Source organism: Burkholderia sp. SJZ089, from assembly GCF_007828315.1.
Lineage (GTDB): Bacteria > Pseudomonadota > Gammaproteobacteria > Burkholderiales > Burkholderiaceae > Burkholderia > Burkholderia gladioli.
Map to the genome: position 1 here is coordinate 40,812 of NZ_VIUM01000011.1, position 17,351 is coordinate 58,162.

Annotated in this window: 11 protein-coding genes; 6 read left to right on the top strand and 5 right to left on the bottom strand. The window is 63.3% G+C overall.

The annotated features are described in order from the left end of the window. Positions 1 to 3 precede the first annotated feature (3 nt). The 4 genes from gmd to FB600_RS20645 all read right to left on the bottom strand — a co-directional run bounded on the left by gmd (position 4) and on the right by FB600_RS20645 (position 8,589). Positions 4 to 1,038: a GDP-mannose 4,6-dehydratase gene (gene gmd, locus FB600_RS20630; RefSeq protein ID WP_145757301.1), complete on the bottom strand. Its 1,035-nt coding sequence runs from the start codon at positions 1,036 to 1,038 to the stop codon at positions 4 to 6. Positions 1,039 to 1,061: 23 nt separating this feature from the next. Then, on the bottom strand, positions 1,062 to 4,409 hold the full coding sequence (locus FB600_RS20635) for a glycosyltransferase (RefSeq protein ID WP_145757302.1): 3,348 nt from the start codon (positions 4,407 to 4,409) through the stop codon (positions 1,062 to 1,064). 72 nt (positions 4,410 to 4,481) lie between these two features. Next, positions 4,482 to 7,163, bottom strand: coding sequence for an FkbM family methyltransferase (locus FB600_RS20640; protein ID WP_145757303.1), 2,682 nt, complete (start codon positions 7,161 to 7,163; stop codon positions 4,482 to 4,484). Between the two features lie 238 nt (positions 7,164 to 7,401). After that, positions 7,402 to 8,589 carry a polysaccharide biosynthesis/export family protein gene (locus FB600_RS20645; RefSeq protein ID WP_186467874.1) on the bottom strand — a complete coding sequence of 396 codons (1,188 nt, stop codon included), beginning with the start codon at positions 8,587 to 8,589 and terminating at the stop codon, positions 7,402 to 7,404. 168 nt (positions 8,590 to 8,757) lie between these two features. Between FB600_RS20645 and FB600_RS20650 the strand changes: the two genes are divergently transcribed. The 6 genes from FB600_RS20650 (at position 8,758) to FB600_RS20675 (ending at position 16,477) form a co-directional block, all read left to right on the top strand. Further along, the gene (locus FB600_RS20650; RefSeq protein WP_096749692.1) at positions 8,758 to 9,915 is read left to right on the top strand and encodes a glycosyltransferase family 4 protein; all 1,158 of its coding nucleotides are present in this window, start codon (positions 8,758 to 8,760) and stop codon (positions 9,913 to 9,915) included. Beyond that, positions 9,916 to 11,970: a capsular biosynthesis protein gene (locus FB600_RS20655; protein WP_098154526.1), complete on the top strand. Its 2,055-nt coding sequence runs from the start codon at positions 9,916 to 9,918 to the stop codon at positions 11,968 to 11,970. Between the two features lie 74 nt (positions 11,971 to 12,044). Then, complete coding sequence (locus FB600_RS20660) at positions 12,045 to 13,475, top strand: mannose-1-phosphate guanylyltransferase/mannose-6-phosphate isomerase (protein ID WP_096749693.1); 1,431 nt, start codon at positions 12,045 to 12,047, stop codon at positions 13,473 to 13,475. Between the two features lie 190 nt (positions 13,476 to 13,665). Next, positions 13,666 to 14,541: an SAM-dependent methyltransferase gene (locus FB600_RS20665; RefSeq protein ID WP_096749694.1), complete on the top strand. Its 876-nt coding sequence runs from the start codon at positions 13,666 to 13,668 to the stop codon at positions 14,539 to 14,541. A gap of 122 nt (positions 14,542 to 14,663) precedes the next feature. Further along, positions 14,664 to 15,533, top strand: a complete 870-nt coding sequence (locus FB600_RS20670) for a class II glutamine amidotransferase (protein WP_098181301.1) — start codon at positions 14,664 to 14,666, stop codon at positions 15,531 to 15,533. Positions 15,534 to 15,661: 128 nt separating this feature from the next. Beyond that, entirely contained in the window at positions 15,662 to 16,477 is an 816-nt protein-coding gene (locus tag FB600_RS20675; protein WP_096749695.1) for a mechanosensitive ion channel family protein, read from the top strand. A 111-nt stretch (positions 16,478 to 16,588) separates the two neighbouring features. On the opposite strand, the gene FB600_RS20680 is transcribed toward FB600_RS20675, so the two are convergent. Further along, complete coding sequence (locus FB600_RS20680; RefSeq protein ID WP_013696736.1) at positions 16,589 to 17,272, bottom strand: VTT domain-containing protein; 684 nt, start codon at positions 17,270 to 17,272, stop codon at positions 16,589 to 16,591. Positions 17,273 to 17,351: the final 79 nt, after the last annotated feature.

Below are 17,351 nucleotides of genomic sequence, written 5' to 3' on the forward strand. Positions count from 1 at the left end.
CGGTCAGAATGAAAATCCGGTTTCATTGCGGCGAATATCCGCTTCCACCATCATCTGGCACAGGGCTTCCAGCGTGGTCGCCGGCTCCCAGCCGAGTTCGGCTCGCGCCTTGGCCGGATTGCCGATCAGCAGATCGACCTCGGCCGGGCGATGGAACTTCGGGTTGATCTTCACGATCGCCTTGCCGCTGGCCGTATCGATGCCGCTCTCCTGCAGGCCGCTGCCTTCCCAGGCGAGCTCGAAGCCGGCCGCGCGTGCGGCCATCGCCACGAAATCCCGCACCGTCTCGGTCCGATTGGTGGCGAGCACGTAGGTATCGGGCCGGTCTGCCTGCAGCATCCGCCACATGCCTTCCACATACTCCTTGGCATAACCCCAGTCGCGCTTGGCATCGAGATTGCCGAGTTCCAGCACGTCGGCCTTGCCGAGCCGGATCTTGGCGATGGTATCGGTGATCTTGCGCGTCACGAACTCGCGGCCACGCAGCGGCGATTCGTGATTGAACAGGATGCCGCTGCAGCCGAAGATATCGTAGCTCTCGCGGTAGTTGATCGTCATCCAGTGGGCATACAGCTTCGCCACCCCATACGGGCTGCGCGGATAGAAGGGCGTGCTTTCGACCTGCGGGATCGCTTGTACCTTGCCGAACATTTCCGACGTGCTGGCCTGATAGAAGCGAATCGCGGGATTGACGATGCGAATGGCTTCGAGAAGGTTCACGGGGCCGATGCCGGTGATTTCCGCGGTCGTCACCGGCTGGTCAAACGAGACGCCGACGAAGCTCTGCGCTGCAAGGTTATAGACTTCGGTGGCGCCCGTGCTTTGCAACAGACGGATACTCGAGCTCAGGTCGGTGAGATCGTACTCGACGAGGTGCAGGTCCGGATGACGCTCGACACCGACTTCGGCGATGCGCCAGAAGTTGACCGAACTGGTTCGACGATACGTACCGTAGACGGTGTAGTCCTTCTCCAGCAGCAGCTGTGCGAGATAAGCGCCGTCCTGGCCGGTGATGCCGGTAATGATCGCTTTTTTCACGAACTTCCTTCCTCGAATGAAAATTAAACTTTGACGGCGGATTTGATATCTTCATGCGCGCCGCGCGCATCCTCGCGCTCTCGCGCGAGGGCGACATAGGCATTCACTGCGCGGATTGCCGAATTCCTCGAGCTGAACTTGCGAATCTGCGCCCTGGCGCCATTCGACAGGCGCGCATGCAGGGTCTTGTCGGTCAGGACGCGCAATACCTGGTCAGCCAGCTCGGTTGAATTGCCGGCCTCGAACAACAGCCCCGACTGCCCGTCACCCACTACTTCCGGAATGGCGCCCGCGCGCGAGGCGATCACCGGCTTGCCATGCACGAAGGCCTCCAACGGCACGAGCCCGAACGATTCGTACTGAGACGGGAAGGCCACGCAATGGGCCGCATGCAACAGCTTCTCGCGCAGTTGGTCGTCCACCGAGCCAAGGAAATGCACGCGCTGCATCAGCGATGCGCCGAGCACGTCCTTGGCGCGTTCCGTCCAGTTCTCGATATCGCGCCCGGCCAGGACCAGGTGAGCGTCCGTATCGTGGGCCAGGAAGCGCTTGGCGGCATCGAGCAAGGTGCCGACTCCCTTGCGTCCCTCCAGGCGGCCGACGAACAGGACGAACTTCATGTCCTCCGAGATCTTCAGCGGTTTGCCGGCACTGTCCTCCAGTGCCGAATAACCGTTCTGCGCATCGAAGAAAGGCCAATAGGCAATGCCGCAATGGGATTGCCTCCAGCGCGCGTCACGCCTGACACCATGCTCGGTCTCGATCGTTTTGGCGATCGACTCGCTGATCGGCACGACCAGGTCGGCATGTTCGATCAAGGTCGTTTCGCCGGTCAGGAACAAGTCGGCCTCGCGCGGGGGTACCTGCCAGCCGTTCAGGCGAGCGGCAACCGGGAAAGGCGTGACCAGCCGCACCACCACGGGCGGCCGCTCATGCTTGGGCAACAGGGCTATCGGAAGCGCCTCGGTGTCCCACAAGGCCGATTCGATGACGTCAATTCGATGCTCGGCATGAAGCTCGGCGACGGCACGCAGCGCCGTCAACCCCCAGTTGAGATTGTTCACGAAGCCCGTCGACCCGAGCGTATCGGTGACATTGGTGATCGGCGGCACATGTCGGACCGAGAAACGGCCGCATCGGTAAACGAAGTCGCGGCCACCCGGCGTCACCACGGTGACCTGGTGCCCCATCAACAGCAATTCGCTCGCGAGATGATAGTACAGCGTCCCGATACCGCCGCTGCCGGAAAACGGAGGAAACTCCTTCGTCACGATGCAAACATGAAGCCGCGGCGTGTCGCAACCGACCAGCGGATAGCCGGCCGCGCCCGTGAATACCTCGAATCGTCCGGTGCCCTTCTTCAGCTTGCGCGTTTTCGGAAAATCCGCGGCATCCTTCAGCCCTTGCTCGACGCCCGACCGAATCGCCTCGAGGTGCCGATCGTACTCATCGCCCTCGATTTCGCCCGCCCGTTGTGCCGCCGCCAGCGGCGCGATGCGTTCCGACTGCATGCGCCGATCGAGATATTTCTTCAGTTCCGCCCCCTTCAGGCCGGAGTAGGCGGCGATGAAATAGGCAGTGTTCTTGCAAATCGTGAACCAGTTGTAGTTATAGCGGCCGCCCCGATTGTGGCTTTGCGCAAACTCGTGCCGCAGATGGAGGTCGGGCCGATAGGCAATCAGGTAACCCGCCTGGCGCATCCGGAAGCACAGCTCCGATTCGTCGAGGAAATAATCGAACTGCTCGTCGAAGCCATTCACGGCGCGCACCGCCTCGGCACTGAAGCAGGTGTTGGTGCCCAGTAGCGAACGCTCCCAACCGTTCTCGCCGATCTCCCGCGAATCGATATTGACCTTCGCCTCGGCGAACTTGTTGATGCCGATGTCCTCCGACTGATAACGCAGGGTACCGGCATAGTAGGCCGGCCCCCCAAGTGCGCCGAGAGTCAGCGGCCGTCGGTTGAATTCCTCGAGCAGCGTCTCCACCCAGTCGTCGAACGGCAGCGCGTCGTCGTCGATGAAGGCCAACAGATCGCCATCGGCGAGATCGATACCGATATTTCGCGAAATGGCAAGATTGCGTTGCGGATTGCTGCCGATCTTGATGCGATCCTTGTAGCGTTCGAGCACCGCGTCGGTGCCGTCATTCGACGGACCGTTGACCACCACCACCTCGAAATTCTGATTCGTTTGGTATTGCAGGTAATCGAGGCAACGCTCCAGCAAATCGGCGCGATTGTAGGTGCAGATGATGATCGAGACGGTCGTGAATCGCTTGGCGGCGGGCAGTACCTTGCGCAGCGCATCGACGACGCGTTTGCGCACCGCGTCGGAGGTAAAGCGCTCGGTATTGCGGCGCTGGAACTCGACCAGGTTCCGATATGCAGCTTCATCCCTCGCCAGGCGCGCGATTTCGGCCTTGAGTTTGCCGATCGAATCGAGCGGATTGTCCTTCACCCCGAGCGTCTCGCCAATCGCGGTGTTGTGCAGGCCGACCACCGGCAGGCCGTGCAGCGTCGCCTCGATGAGCGGAACGCCGAATCCCTCGTGGCGGCTCAGCGAGACATACACGAAGGCCTTGCCGAAGTGGTTGCTGATCGCCTCGTCGGGTACCTTGCCGGTGATGTCCACGAGATGTTCGACCTTGTACTTCTTGATCGTGGCGAGCAGCTTCTGGTAGTAGGGATCCTGAGGATTGAAGCCACCGACGATCGACAGGCGCGCCGCGACCTGTGGCGACGACTCGTGCATCTCGGCAAACATCTGCACCAGGTCGACCTGCCCCTTGTTGGCCGCCACGCGCCCCAGGAACAGCCAGTGGCCAGGTTCGCGATTGCGCGAGGCGCGTACGGCTGCGGCGGACTCCGGCGCATCGACGATGATCGGCACCAGACTGCATCGATCGGGGGATACGCCCAGGTCGATGATCTCCTGCAGGTTGTATTCGCTGTCGCCCCAGAAGTAATCGAAGCTCGGTGCAATTTCGCGCAACTGTTCACGCCCCATCAGGCAGAACTTGTACAGGTCGGTACCCTTCTCGAAGAAGCTATGCGGGGTGATATTGTGATAAACGCAGATCTTGGTGCAGCGCTTGGTGTGATAAGCCTGCATGACGTGCTCGGAGTACCCGGCAAAGTGAACGATCAGTACGTCATTGTCCTGAATGTCCAGTTCCTCCAGATTCCTGCGGTACTGTCCGACGCTCTGATGATGCCACTTGCTGTAGATCTGCGATTGCAGGCCCAGCCCCTTGAACATCTGATCGAGTGCGACGACCTGATTGGAAACGGCATCGCCGAAATCCAACGCCTCGGTGAGCTGCAGAATCCTGCCGGAAAAGTTGGTATCGAACATCACGGACGATTTTTGCATGACCGAATAATCTCGAAATTATCTCGTGGGGACGGCCGCCTTGCGATGGCAACGATCGATCGAAGTGAGGGCTTAGCGCGCAGCCAGCATGCGTGCCTCGCGAGATGCGCCGACCAGGGAACTCAGGCTGAGCATCACCTGTCGCGCATCCGGCTCGGTCAGGACCACCGGAGCAGCATGCACCGATTTCGGGGAGGTGTCGCCGGGTACGCCCGCGGCGAGGCCGGCCGGTAGATCGGGGTTTCCGGCAGCCGCCGACGCGACATCGGATGCCGCGGCGGCGTAGGAGGTCGAAATATGGGCGCTGAGTGTATCGAAGCGCGCCGACAGCGCGGCGATCGAGACCTGGATATCGGCCGTCTTGCGCTCATGATTCGCCAGCAAGGCAGCCTGATTGGCCGCAATCGACTCCAGGCGCGACTCGATCGACGCGAAGCGCCGCATGGCGAGTTCGCGCTGCTCGTCGTAGCCCCAGATCTTGCCGAAGATCGGGCCGATCACGGGCAACGCCGCGAACTTGAGCCGCGATACCGCGGAACCCAGGCCGATCACCGTGACCTTGTTGAGCTTCCCTTCGTCGGACTCGGCAATCGCATCGAGAATCCTGACACGCGAATCGCCGCGGCGCGCGCGTTCGAGGAAATGGCCAAAACCATCGGGATCGGGATCGCGACGCAGCAGCACACGGTAAGCTAGAACCACGAATCCCGCATCATCGACGGCCATGAAATCACGTAACCGATGCGGGCCGCCGCGCGGCACTTCCCCACTTTCCGTCAGGGCTCGGCTCAAAATATCGCTCATGTTTCGTTCCGTGGATGCAGGTGATTGATTTTCCGCCGTCGAACCATGCGACAGCCCGACTTGCATGGGATGCGACACATTTTTGTCGGACAAAACACCACGATCGGCGGCGTCGTCCGTGACCAGAGCCGCCATGTCGGCAGCAAGCCTCTTGTCGAACACGGCACGCAATGGCGCCATGATCTTCCAGCCAAACGACAGCCGGATGTCCTCGATCACGCCGGACAATTCAACGGCTTTCGCGTCGGCCCTCGCATAACGGCGCTCGATGTCGACGATTCGCTCGAACGCTTGCGCATCGCGCTGCGTGAAGTCGCGACGCTCCGTTTCCAGAAGCGCTCGCAACCCCGCCAGCTCGTGGCTCATCTGCTGTTTGCTGTCGCTCCATTCTCGAGCTTTGCTCTCGAATTCGCGCCGTGCCGACTCGAGTTCAATGACGAGTCGGGACTCGCGCGCACTGGACTCGATCGCATTGATGCGCAATGCCGCCTCATGGCGCCGATTCACATCAAGCAGTTCATTTTCCAGTTGGCGCTCGCGCTTCAAGGCAAACTGCCGCAGCAATCGGTTGCGGCGCCGGATCAAACGCAGGCGCACCGAAAGCTGCCGCCGCTGCTCGGCGTGGCGCTGCTCGACAGTGCGTCGCGCAGCCCTTGCCTCGTGCAACGCGGCGGTGGCACGCTCCAGCGCCTGTGCATGAAGCGCAGCCGTCACTGCCTCGCGCCGCTCGGCGTGCGCCGCCTGCAGTGCCAATTCGGCCCGATGATCCTGCTGCTGCCGAATCATCTGATCGCGAGTTTCACGCAAGGCGGCCGATTCGCGCGAGGTGGCCGCTTCGGCACCGCGCAGCGCGTCGGCCAATACCGCATCGTGGGCGGCACCCGCCCTGATCAGTCGCGCACATTCATCGCGCAAGGTCTCGAGATGCCCGGCCATCAGCCGGTCATCGTCGCGATACGCCTCCCTCTCGCGCGAGTAGAGGCGTTCGAGACGATCCACTTCGTCGATCAGCCGATCATCGTGTCGTCCCGCGCCATCGGCCGACGATACCGTCCCGCGGGCCCGTCGCAGTTGCCCGGCCACCCCCGCAAGCGATTCCAGCGCCGCTGACTCCCTCGACCGAGCGCAGGCAAGCTGCCCTCGCAGTTCGCGAACCGCCGCGGCCGCCTCGTCCCGCAGTTCCGTTTCGCGCACCTGCAGGGTCTTCTGCATCTGCTCGGTGGTTTGCTGAAGGCGCTCATGCAACAAGCCGTGAAACGGCGCATTGGCTGTCCCATTCAGGCGAAACGCATCGAATACATTGGGCGGCGCGCCGAATGCCGCACGCAACTCAGGATGTTCCGCGCTCAGATAGAAACGATTCAGTCCGTCAAAATAGACTGCCTCGTAGCCCCGATCCAGGAGCAGTGCCTCCCACTTCTCGTGACTGAGCGTCTGCGTGAGCGGCAGCGTGCTTTCGATGACCACGATCCAGGGACGAGCCGGCGAATCCGCCCAACTTCGCAGTACCGACGATTCGAAACCCTCGACATCGATCTTGAGCCAGTGCACCTCGCGACCGGCATGCATCGCGAAGATCTCCGCCAGCGATACACAGGGCACGACGATCTCGGTCAGTTCGAAGCCGCGCTCTCGATGCCCCTCGGCAATCACCGGGTCGGCCGTCGAAATGCCGGTCCCGACGATCTCGAAGAAGTTCAGCACGCCGGATTGAGCCGCGACCGCAGCCTGGACCACCGTCTCGTCGGGCCGATGGGCTCTCAGCGCATTGGCATAGCGAGCAGTCGGTTCGACATGAATACCTCGCCATCCGCGCTCATAGAACACCAGACTGACCGAATCGACCAGCGGGTCCTGTGCACCGATATCGATGTAAAAGCCGCTATCGATGTGCGACAGCGCACGCCAGAGCATGACATCTTCAAAATTCTGGGCATAGGAAGTAATCATCTGTCCGCGTCCCAACCTTGACGAATCGACATCATTTCCAGGATATGCGCCTCCCCTGCGCAGTCATCCGACCCAATCCATCCAGCCGGCAATACCATGCCAGTTGCCCGCCAAGCAAATCGATCAGGAATCACGACCACCGCGATTCGACAAATCTGGCAATCCATTGGACGTCACGTCAGACGAAAGCATATCGCAGCGGACTTTCGTACCTGTGCGATATGCCGACCCTTAATTCTTATTTGAACGATTGGACGCCCGTCACGACAGGATAAGCAACCGAGAACACCAGATTTAAAACTTTCTGAAGTTCGGTAATCGGTGCATTCGATACGTACAGCAGATCCTTGTTATCCATCACGAAACTCTGTGCCGTGAAAAATGCGCTCGGATCTTTCAAATTCATGCGATAAATGACAGGCACCTTGCCATCCGCCGTGGTGCGTACCGGCTTGACGGGCCACGGCAACGCATTGGCGTCCTCCAGACGGAAGATGAACACGCCCTGTGCATCCGAGCGCGAATCCTCCAGGCCGCCTGCGCGTGCGATCGCCTGGGCCAGCGAGATGCCCTGTGCCTCGAAATTGATTTCCTGATTCTTGCCCGTCGCGCCGAGCGCGGTGAAGCTATAGGGTTGGTACAGCGCCGTGACCACGTCGCCGGCGTGCAGCGGCACATTCTGGCGCGGATCGCGAATCACGGTCTGCAACGGCAAGGACGCAACCTTGTCGCCCCGCGTGACCTGCAAGGTGATCTTGTCGATCGGCTGACGCACGCCGCCAGCACTGGCCAACGCATCGAGCAGACGCTCGCCTCGCGCCGACAACTGCATCCGGTTGCTCGAGACAACATCGCCCACCACGGTGACGTAGGAAGTTACGTTTCGTGACAGTTTCACCAGCACCTGGGGATCGTGCGCCATGTTCTTCAGGCGCAACGTGATGTCGCGTTCGAGCTGCGTCGGCGTCTTGCCCTGGGCCTTGACCGCGCCGACGAACGGTACGTTGATATTGCCGTCGCCGTCGATGGTCTGGTCGGGCAACACCGTCACCCGGGCATTGCTCGGCGCGCTCGCGCCACTGCTGCGCGTGTCGAGTTGCGCGGCGCCGAACAATGTCGCGGGCGGCGCCTCCCAGATCGACACCTCGATCGTGTCGCCGATACCCAACTGCTGGCGAAAGTGCGTATCGATACCCAGCGTGGTCGCGAAATCACCCTGTTCGCGTTCGGCATACAGCTGGCGCGCGATGGAATCGGTCAGGTCGACGACCTGGATTCCTGCCATGCCGGCCGTCGCCTCGGCGGACCCATTGCCGGATTGGACAATCGCGGAGCGGCTGGGCCCCGATGCCGGAATGGTTGAGCAGCCGACCAGCACACCGCTGACAAGGACCGAACACGTAACACAACGGAGCAAAAGCGACATGTGTTGCCAGGGGAACGGAAAATCTACGGATCTGAATTGTCGCACGTTAGTAGATGCAATAAACTAGTTTTTGCGGACCGAACCGAGCATAACCGTCCGGGACGACACGCTTGTAATAATTTGTACCGCAACCGTTTGCCACCCGAAACATCCATTAACGACATTCGAGTGACACAAATACTTCTCGACGTCACGCGTATCGTCACCCGCCGTCACGATGGCTTGATTCCCACCGGGGTCGACCGAGTCGGCCTGGCCTACGTCCGGAAATACGGCGACCACGCACTCGCTGTGCTCGGCGAGCAAGGTCGTTCGATCGTTCTGAGCCGGCGAGATTCCGAACGCCTGTTCGACCTGCTGCTCTCGACGCCGGGCTCGCGTGACCGCTGGGCGCTGCGCGGCATGGTTGCGCGCGCACTGACGAGCATGCTGAGCAGAACACGCTTCGAACATGCCGTCCTGCTTCATACCAGCCATTCCGGCATGGAGCACACACGCTACTACAGAGCCATGGCCGGCCGCAATGCTCGGTCGGTGTTCATGGTCCACGACCTGATTCCCTTGACTCACGCGGAATATTGCCGTCCCGGCGTCGAGCAGATGCATCGCCTGCGTATCCGCACGGCATTGCGACACGCAAGCGGGCTCATCGCGAACTCGCGGGCGACGCTGGATTCGATCGAACAGGAGGCACGGGCGGCCGGCCTGCCCACACCACCCTGCACGATCGCCCGTCTCGCGCCCGGCATCTCCGCGCACCAGCCCTGCCCCGACCCGATCGGCGAGCCCTACTTCCTCATGCTGGGAACCATCGAGCCGCGCAAGAATCATTGGCTGATGCTGCACGTATGGCGCAGCCTGGTCGAGCGCCACGGCGCGCGCGCGCCGAAACTCGTGATCATCGGACGTCGGGGCTGGGAATGCGAAAATGTCGTCGACATGCTGGAGCGATGTACACCGCTACGGCAGTTCGTCGTGGAGGAGTCCGAATGCAGCGACGAACGCCTGCATACGCTACTCCGGCATGCGCGAGCCCTGTTGTTTCCATCTTTCGTCGAGGGCTACGGCATGCCGCTCGTGGAGGCGCTCGCCTCGGGCGTTCCGGTGCTCGCGAGCAATCTCGACGTCTTTCATGAAATTGCCTCCGACACACCAGATTATCTCGATCCACTCGACGGCCCGGCATGGGCCGACCGGATCATGACGTATGCCGCCCCCGACAGCGAGGCACGACAGCAGCAGATGTCCCGCATCGAACAATTCGGCGCACCGACATGGAGCGCTCATTTCGCGTGCGTCGACAGCTTCATCGGCACACTCAGGTAGATGTCCGAATATCCAGCCCCGCTGTCCGGATCGACCGGCCCGCAGTTCGATGCGATCTACCTCGCGCACGGCTATCGTCTATTCGGCTGGTTGACCGGCCGAAGCCGGTGGCTCTGGCCCGAAGCTCGCGGCGGCCGCCTGCTGGCCACGGTCGCACGCCGGCTGCGGCCCGACACTCAGGCCGCCTACGCGGGGCCGATCGCGCCTCGCGCCTCGCTCGGCCTGGCACCGCTGTCTTGGTTCTCGATTCCGCTCGATCGCGGCCATGAGGACCCGCTCGGCGTTGCAATCGAGCAGGCCCTATCAGCCTCGGCGCCCCACGACGAGGCGCGCATGCAGGCCCTGATGCAGCGTCTGCTCGACAGCGATGCGCTGCATCTGCGCCGCAAGGCGGCCCAGCTACCCGATGCCGAGTTCATGGCAACGGCTCGACGGCGCATCCTCCTGATCGACGAGCGCTTGATTTCAGGATCCTCGCCACATACGTACAAAAGCCGCCGCATCGCCGACTTTCGCGCGATGGTCGACGACGCGCTTGCCAATCACCCCGATGCGGAATTCTGGCTGGCCCCTTCGTCGGATCCGGGTCACGGCCCGTGGTTGTCGTCCAGATGCGGCGTGCTCCCACGCGAATTGCGCGTGCTGCGCCCGGAATACTCGCTGCGCGCCTGGTTGCCGTATTTCAGCCAGGTGTATACGGTCGGCGCCGCCGAGGGAATGGGCGCGATTCTCGCGGATCGACCCACCTTCGTCTACGGCCGCCCCTACTACGCCGGCTGGGGCTTCACGACCGACCTTCACGCATTCCCGAAGCGGCACGCGCGACCGACATTAGCCGCCTGGTTCGACACGACTTTCATGCGGCTGACGCACTATCTCGACACCGAACGGGAGCAACTCGGCACACTGGAGCATGTGCTCGACGCGCTCCAGTTGCAATATCAGGTTGCCGAACGATTCCGCGAGCTCGACCATGTCGTCGGCCTGCGCTTCCAGTGGTGGAAGCGTCGCCTCGCAACCCCTTATCTTTCGGCGGGCGGCGGCACGCTCCGCTGGGCGCGCGGGATCGCCGACATCGGCCGGCACGAATGCGCGGCATTGTGGGGAGCGCGGCTGCGAGATGGTGCGCCACGAGACACGCGCCACTACCGCATCGAGGACGGCTTCATTCATTCCGCCGAACTGGGCTCCGACATGAGCCCGCCGTGCAGCCAGGTCATCGACGGCAGCAACCTCTATTTCGACGCCAGCGCCCCGAGCGACCTGACACGAATCCTGAACACGGCGGGCTTCGACGCCGCCGAACTCGCGCGTGCGGCAGCGCTACGCCGCAGCATCGTCGAATTCGGCATCACCAAGTACAACCTGGGTCGACACCGGCCCACCTGGCCCAGGCCCACGGACCGCCTCGTGATCCTGGTCCCGGGCCAGGTCGCGGACGACGCCTCGATCCGGCTCGGCACCGGCGCGGTCAACACCGCCGAAGGCCTGCTCGCGGCGGTGCGCGAACGGCGCCCGACAGACTACATCGTCTACAAGCCCCATCCGGATGTACTCTCGGGCAATCGCAACGGCTTGGTCCAGGCACAAAGCCTTGCCGACGTCGTCGACCTAGATTCCGACATCGTGTCCCTGATCGAAGCCGCCGACGAAGTACACACGCTCTCGTCGCTATCGGGCTTCGACGCCCTGCTGCGCGACAAGCCCGTATTCACCTACGGCCTGCCCTTCTATGCCGGCTGGGGCCTGACCGAGGACGCCATCAGCCCCCAGCCGTGGCGAGAGCGTGCATTGACACTGGACATGCTGACGGCCGGGACGCTGATACGCTATCCGATATATTGGAACTGGCGCCTGGCTCTTTATACTACGCCCGAGGCCGTGGTCCGGCGGCTGGCAACGGCCGCGAGGCGGCCGCTGCGCGCCCAGGGACGCAACTGGCGGCGCCCTGCCCTCAAGGCATTCCGCTGGATCACGAACGCGCTGATTCATCTCGGCTGGCGATATCGGCAAGCCGGGCATCGACGGAATTCACTCGTACGACGCATCGAATAAGACTCGCGTTGCAGCGAAACGACGCATCTGGACAATCCGCAATCGTTGACAGTATTCACATCCGAGATTCAGACATGAGCATCTTCCCGGTAATTTTGTGCGGCGGCAGTGGTACGCGACTCTGGCCGATGTCGCGCGGCGGATACCCCAAGCAGTATCTCAAGTTGACCGGCGACGATACGCTGATCCAGCAGACAGCCCTGCGCGTACGTCGTTTGCCGGGTGCCGCTCAACCCATCATCCTGACCAACAACGAGCAACGCTTCCTGGTCGCCGAGCAACTGCGGCAGGTCGGCATCGAACCGTCGTCGATTGTCCTGGAACCCGTCGGCCGCAACACGGCACCCGCGATCGCGGTGGCCGCGCACATGGCCCTGAAGGAGTCGCCGGATGCGCTACTGCTGGTCCTGCCGTCCGACCACGCCATCCGGAACCAGGCCGCCTTCGCTGCGGCGGCGCAAGCGGCGGCAGCGGTCGCGAGCAATGGCTACCTGGTCACCTTCGGCATCCCCCCAGACCGCGCTCATACGGGATTCGGCTATATCCGCCGCGGCAAGCCGTTCGACGATGGTGCGCAAGCCCACTGCGTGGACGCCTTCGTCGAAAAACCCGACATGGCCACCGCGGAAGAATTCGTCAGGTCGGGCGAGTACTACTGGAACAGCGGCATGTTCATGCTGAAGGCATCGACCTATCTGCAGGAGCTGCAGCGGCTCGAGCCCGAGATCGCACGGCTGTCGCAGGCAGCGCTCGAGGGCGCGTCGCACGACAACGATTTCGTTCGGCTCGACCCGGCCGCGTTCGCGGCAAGCCCCAACATCTCGATCGACTACGCCGTGATGGAACGGACCGAGCATGCCGCCGTCGTTGCCACCGACAATCTCGGCTGGAACGACATCGGTTCGTGGGGCGCCTTGGCCGATCTCGCCGAAACCGACGAGAATGGCAACACCGTGATCGGCGACGTGTTCTGCGAATCGACCAGCAATTCGTATGTCCGCGCCGAACACCGGATGGTAGCCACGATCGGCGTCGACAACCTGGTCGTGGTCGAAACCGCCGATGCCGTCCTGGTAGTCCATCGCGATCACGTACAGGACGTGAAAAAAGTCGTTGAGCAGCTCAATGCCTCCGGGCGCCACGAGTCCGTCACGCATCGGCGCGTGGTACGTCCCTGGGGCGCTTACGAGGGCATCGACGAGGGAGACCGCTTCCAGGTCAAGCGCATCGTGGTGAACCCATCGGCACAGCTGAGCCTGCAGATGCATCACCATCGTGCCGAGCACTGGATCGTCGTGAAAGGCACGGCGCTCGTCACGAACGGCGACAAGGAAATCCTGTTGACGGAGAACCAGTCCACCTATATCCCGCTTGGCGCAACCCACCGTCTGCGCAATCCCGGCAAGATCCCGCTGGAGCTGATCGAGGTCCAGTCCGGCGCGTACCTCGGCGAGGACGACATCGTTCGCTTCGAGGACAACTACGGGCGCGCGCCCGCGAAGTAAACGCCCGGGCGCATCGCGATGCCGCCCGTGCCCGGGCTCGCGCGCGGCGGCCGACATAACGCCGGGATTCCTGCATACACATCGTGAACGCGCATCCGCGCTCGTCCCCCACCACCGAACCAGGCAGATTATGAGCACGACACACTACAAAGAACTCGAGCGTCGCATCGCGGCACTGGAAGCCCATGCAATGTCCCGCACGGCCGTCAAGGAAATGATTCGGGAAAGCATCCTCGTGCCCTCGCTCGAGCGCCCCACGATGCTGGAGAGCGATCCGTTCATGGCCTATACGAACGTCAGCTCGCTCGACTTCACGCATCCGCGCTACGCGCAGCTCTGCAAGCTCATCTATCAAACGCCGACCTGGCACCGCAAGCAGTGGGAATACATCTACATCCTGCACCAGCTGCTGGAGGCAAACATCCTGCGCCCCGGCACCCGCGGTATCGGTTTCGGTGTCGACGCGGAACCACTGCCGTCAGCCTTCGCCCAGCTCGGTTCGGCCGTGCTGGCGACCGACGCGCCCGCGGCGATCAAGATGGCCGGCGGCTGGCTCGCGAACCACGACAATTATCGTCCGCTCGATCGCCTGCATTTCGGCTGGATTCCTGAGTCGCTGTTCCGCGAACGGGTGAACTTCACCGAATGCAACATGAAGGACATCGATTCGAGTTTCTCGGGCTACGACTTCGCCTGGTCGTCCTGCTGCCTGGAACACCTAGGCACGCTGGAAGCCGGACTCGATTTCGTCATGAACAGCGTCGAAAAGTGCCTGCGCATCGGCGGCATCGCGGTCCACACCACGGAGCTGAATCTTTCGTCCGACGTCGATACGGTCGAGGCCAGCGACGAGACCGTGCTCTATCGTCGACGCGATCTCGAAGCCTTCGTCGAGCGCATGCGCGAACGCGGCCATGACGTGCAGCCGATCCGCGTCGGGCCGGCCGCCACCGCCCTCGACTTCCACGTGGACGTGCCGCCTTACAGCCCGAATCCTCACCTGCGCCTGAAGCTGGCGGGATTCGTCACGACTTCGGCGGGCCTCGTGATTCGACGCGGTCGCTGATGCCTGGCGGACATCCTGTCCTGGACAGGATGTCCGCCACGGCACCGCGGAACGGATCTCAAGCAGCGCTGTCGAGCCGGCTCCGTCCTCAGCAATGCAATGCGTCAGGCAGGAGGAATTCCATGTGCCGCTGGCTAGCCTACACCGGTAACCCGATCCCGCTCGAGACCGTCCTGTTCCGCGCCCGTCATTCACTGATCGACCAAAGCCTGCACTCGCGCCTGGGCGCCACCACCACCAACGGCGACGGCTTCGGCATCGGCTGGTACGGCCGCCCGGACGAGATCCCGTTCCGCTACCGCTCGGTCCACCCCGCCTGGAACGACCGCAACCTGCGCGAGGCCGCGCGCGCGATCCACTCGCCGCACTTCGTCGCGCATATCCGCGCCGCCACCGACACGCCGATCCAGGAAAGCAACTGCCACCCGTTCCGCCACGGCCGCTGGCTGTTCGTCCACAACGGCCTGATCCGGCGCTACCACCGGCTGCGCCACGACCTGATGATGCGCATCGATCCCGTGCTGTTCCCCTCGGTCGAGGGCTCGACGGACTCCGAAGTGATGTTCCACCTGGCACTGACCTTCGGGCTGGAACACACGCCGCTGCCGGCGCTGGAGCGGATGGCCGGCCTCATCGAGGAAACCGCGGCCCGGCACGGCGTGGCGCAGCCGATCAACATGACCGTCTGCGCCACCGACGGCGAGCAGGTGGTGGCGGTGCGCTACTCCAGCGAGCACCAATCGCGCACGCTGTTCCACAGCACCTCGTTCCGCCATCTGCATGAGCTCTATCCCGACGATCCGCGCATCGCCGCGGTCGGCGACGACGGCTTCCTGGTGCTCTCCGAGCCGCTGGTCGACCTGCCCGACGCCTGGGAGGAGATTCCCGAAAGCACCGCGATCGTCTCGCGCCACGGCGAGGTCGCGCAGTTCCCCTTCGTGCCGCGCGCGCCGCGCAACGGCAACAACGGCAATCACTTCCACCGCGGCTGAAGCGGCATGCGCGGTGCTGGCGCCGGCCCGCGCGTGATGGCGTGGCCGGCTTGCCGCGTGCGCGTCGGGCGAGGTATAAAGGCCGGCCCGGCGCATGTCGCGCCCCTATTTCCTCCCCCGGAGAACCCATGCTGGATATCGCAACCGCTCAGCAGTTCCTGATGACGCGCGGCCTCGATTTCGGCCTCAAGGTGATCGCCGCGATCGCGCTATGGATCGTCGGCCGCTGGCTGATCCGCCTCGCCACGCGCCTGCTGAGCCGGCTCGTGCAGCGCAGCGGCAAGGTCGACACCACGCTCGCCTACTACCTCTCCTCGGTGGTCAGCGTGCTGCTGACGATCGTGCTGATCCTCGCGATCCTGCAGGTGTTCGGCGTGCAGACCACCTCCTTCGCGGCGCTGCTGGCCGGCATCGGCCTGGCGGTCGGCACCGCCTGGGGCGGCCTGCTGGCCCACTTCGCGGCCGGCGTGTTCCTGCAGGTGCTGCGCCCGTTCAAGGTCGGCGACTCGATCGCGGCGGCCGGCGTGACCGGCACCGTCAAGGAGCTGGGCCTGTTCAGCACCACCATCCTGACCGGCGACAACGTGGTGACCATCGTCGGCAACAACAAGATCTTCTCGGACAACATTGCCAACTACAGCGCGACGCCGCATCGGCGCGTGGACCTGACCGCCAAGATCGCCAACGGCGTCGACCCGGTCGAGGCAATCGCAAAGCTGCGCACGGCGATCACCGCGATCCCGAACGTGATGTCGGCGCCCGCGCCCGACATCGGCATCCTGCAGCTCACCCCCGAGGGCCCGCTGTTGTTCGTGCGTCCCAACACGCCGCCCGCCACCTACTGGCAGGTCTATTGCGACGCGCATCGCGTGATCATCGAGACCTTCCGCGAGGCCGGCTACCCGACGCCGGAAACGCCGACCATCCAGCGCACGGCGAGCTGAACCCCGCCGCGGTGCCGCGGAAACGACAACGCCCGCTCGATCCACGAGCGGGCGTTGTTTCGAGTACCGCCGCAGCGGACCGCCGGAGCCCAGCGGCTGACGGGCGCTGGCTCAGCCGCGGCCGCCGCCCGCGCGCTGCGCGCCCGAGCGGCCGCGCAGCAGCTTCCAGACCCCGCCGATCAGCACCGGCACGGCCGCCGCGCCGATCCCCACCAGCACGATCACGTTCAGGTACTGGCGGATGAAGGGAATGTTGCCGAAGAAGTAGCCGAGCAGCACCAGCAGCAGCACCCACAGCAGCGCGCCGGCCACGTTGAAGAACTGGAAGCGCGCGAAACGCATCATCGACACGCCGGCCACGAAGGGCGCGAAGGTCCGCACCACCGGGATGAAGCGCGCCAGCACCAGGGTCTTGCCGCCGTGGCGCTCGTAGAAATCATGGGTCTTCTGCAGCGCGGCGCGATCGAGGAAGCGCTCCAGCACGGGGATGTGCGTATCGAACACCTTGGGCCCGATAGCACGGCCGATCAGGTAGTTCACGGTATTGCCGGCGGTGGCCGCCACCAGCAGCAGCACGATCAGCCCCGCCAGGCTCATCTCGCCCGAGGCCGCGAAGGCGCCCGCGATGAACAGCAGCGAATCGCCGGGCAGGAAGGGCAGGATCACCAGGCCGGTTTCGCAGAACACGATCAGGAACAGCACCAGGTACACCCAGGCGCCGTATTGCCGGATGAACTGGCCCAGGAACGCATCGATGTGCAGAACCAGACCGAAAAAGTGAATCAGCGTATCCAAATGCGTTTCCTTCGATTTCGAGACATGACGGGAACGATGGCGCCGGGCTGCGGCGCGACCGCGGAATGATACCGAAAGA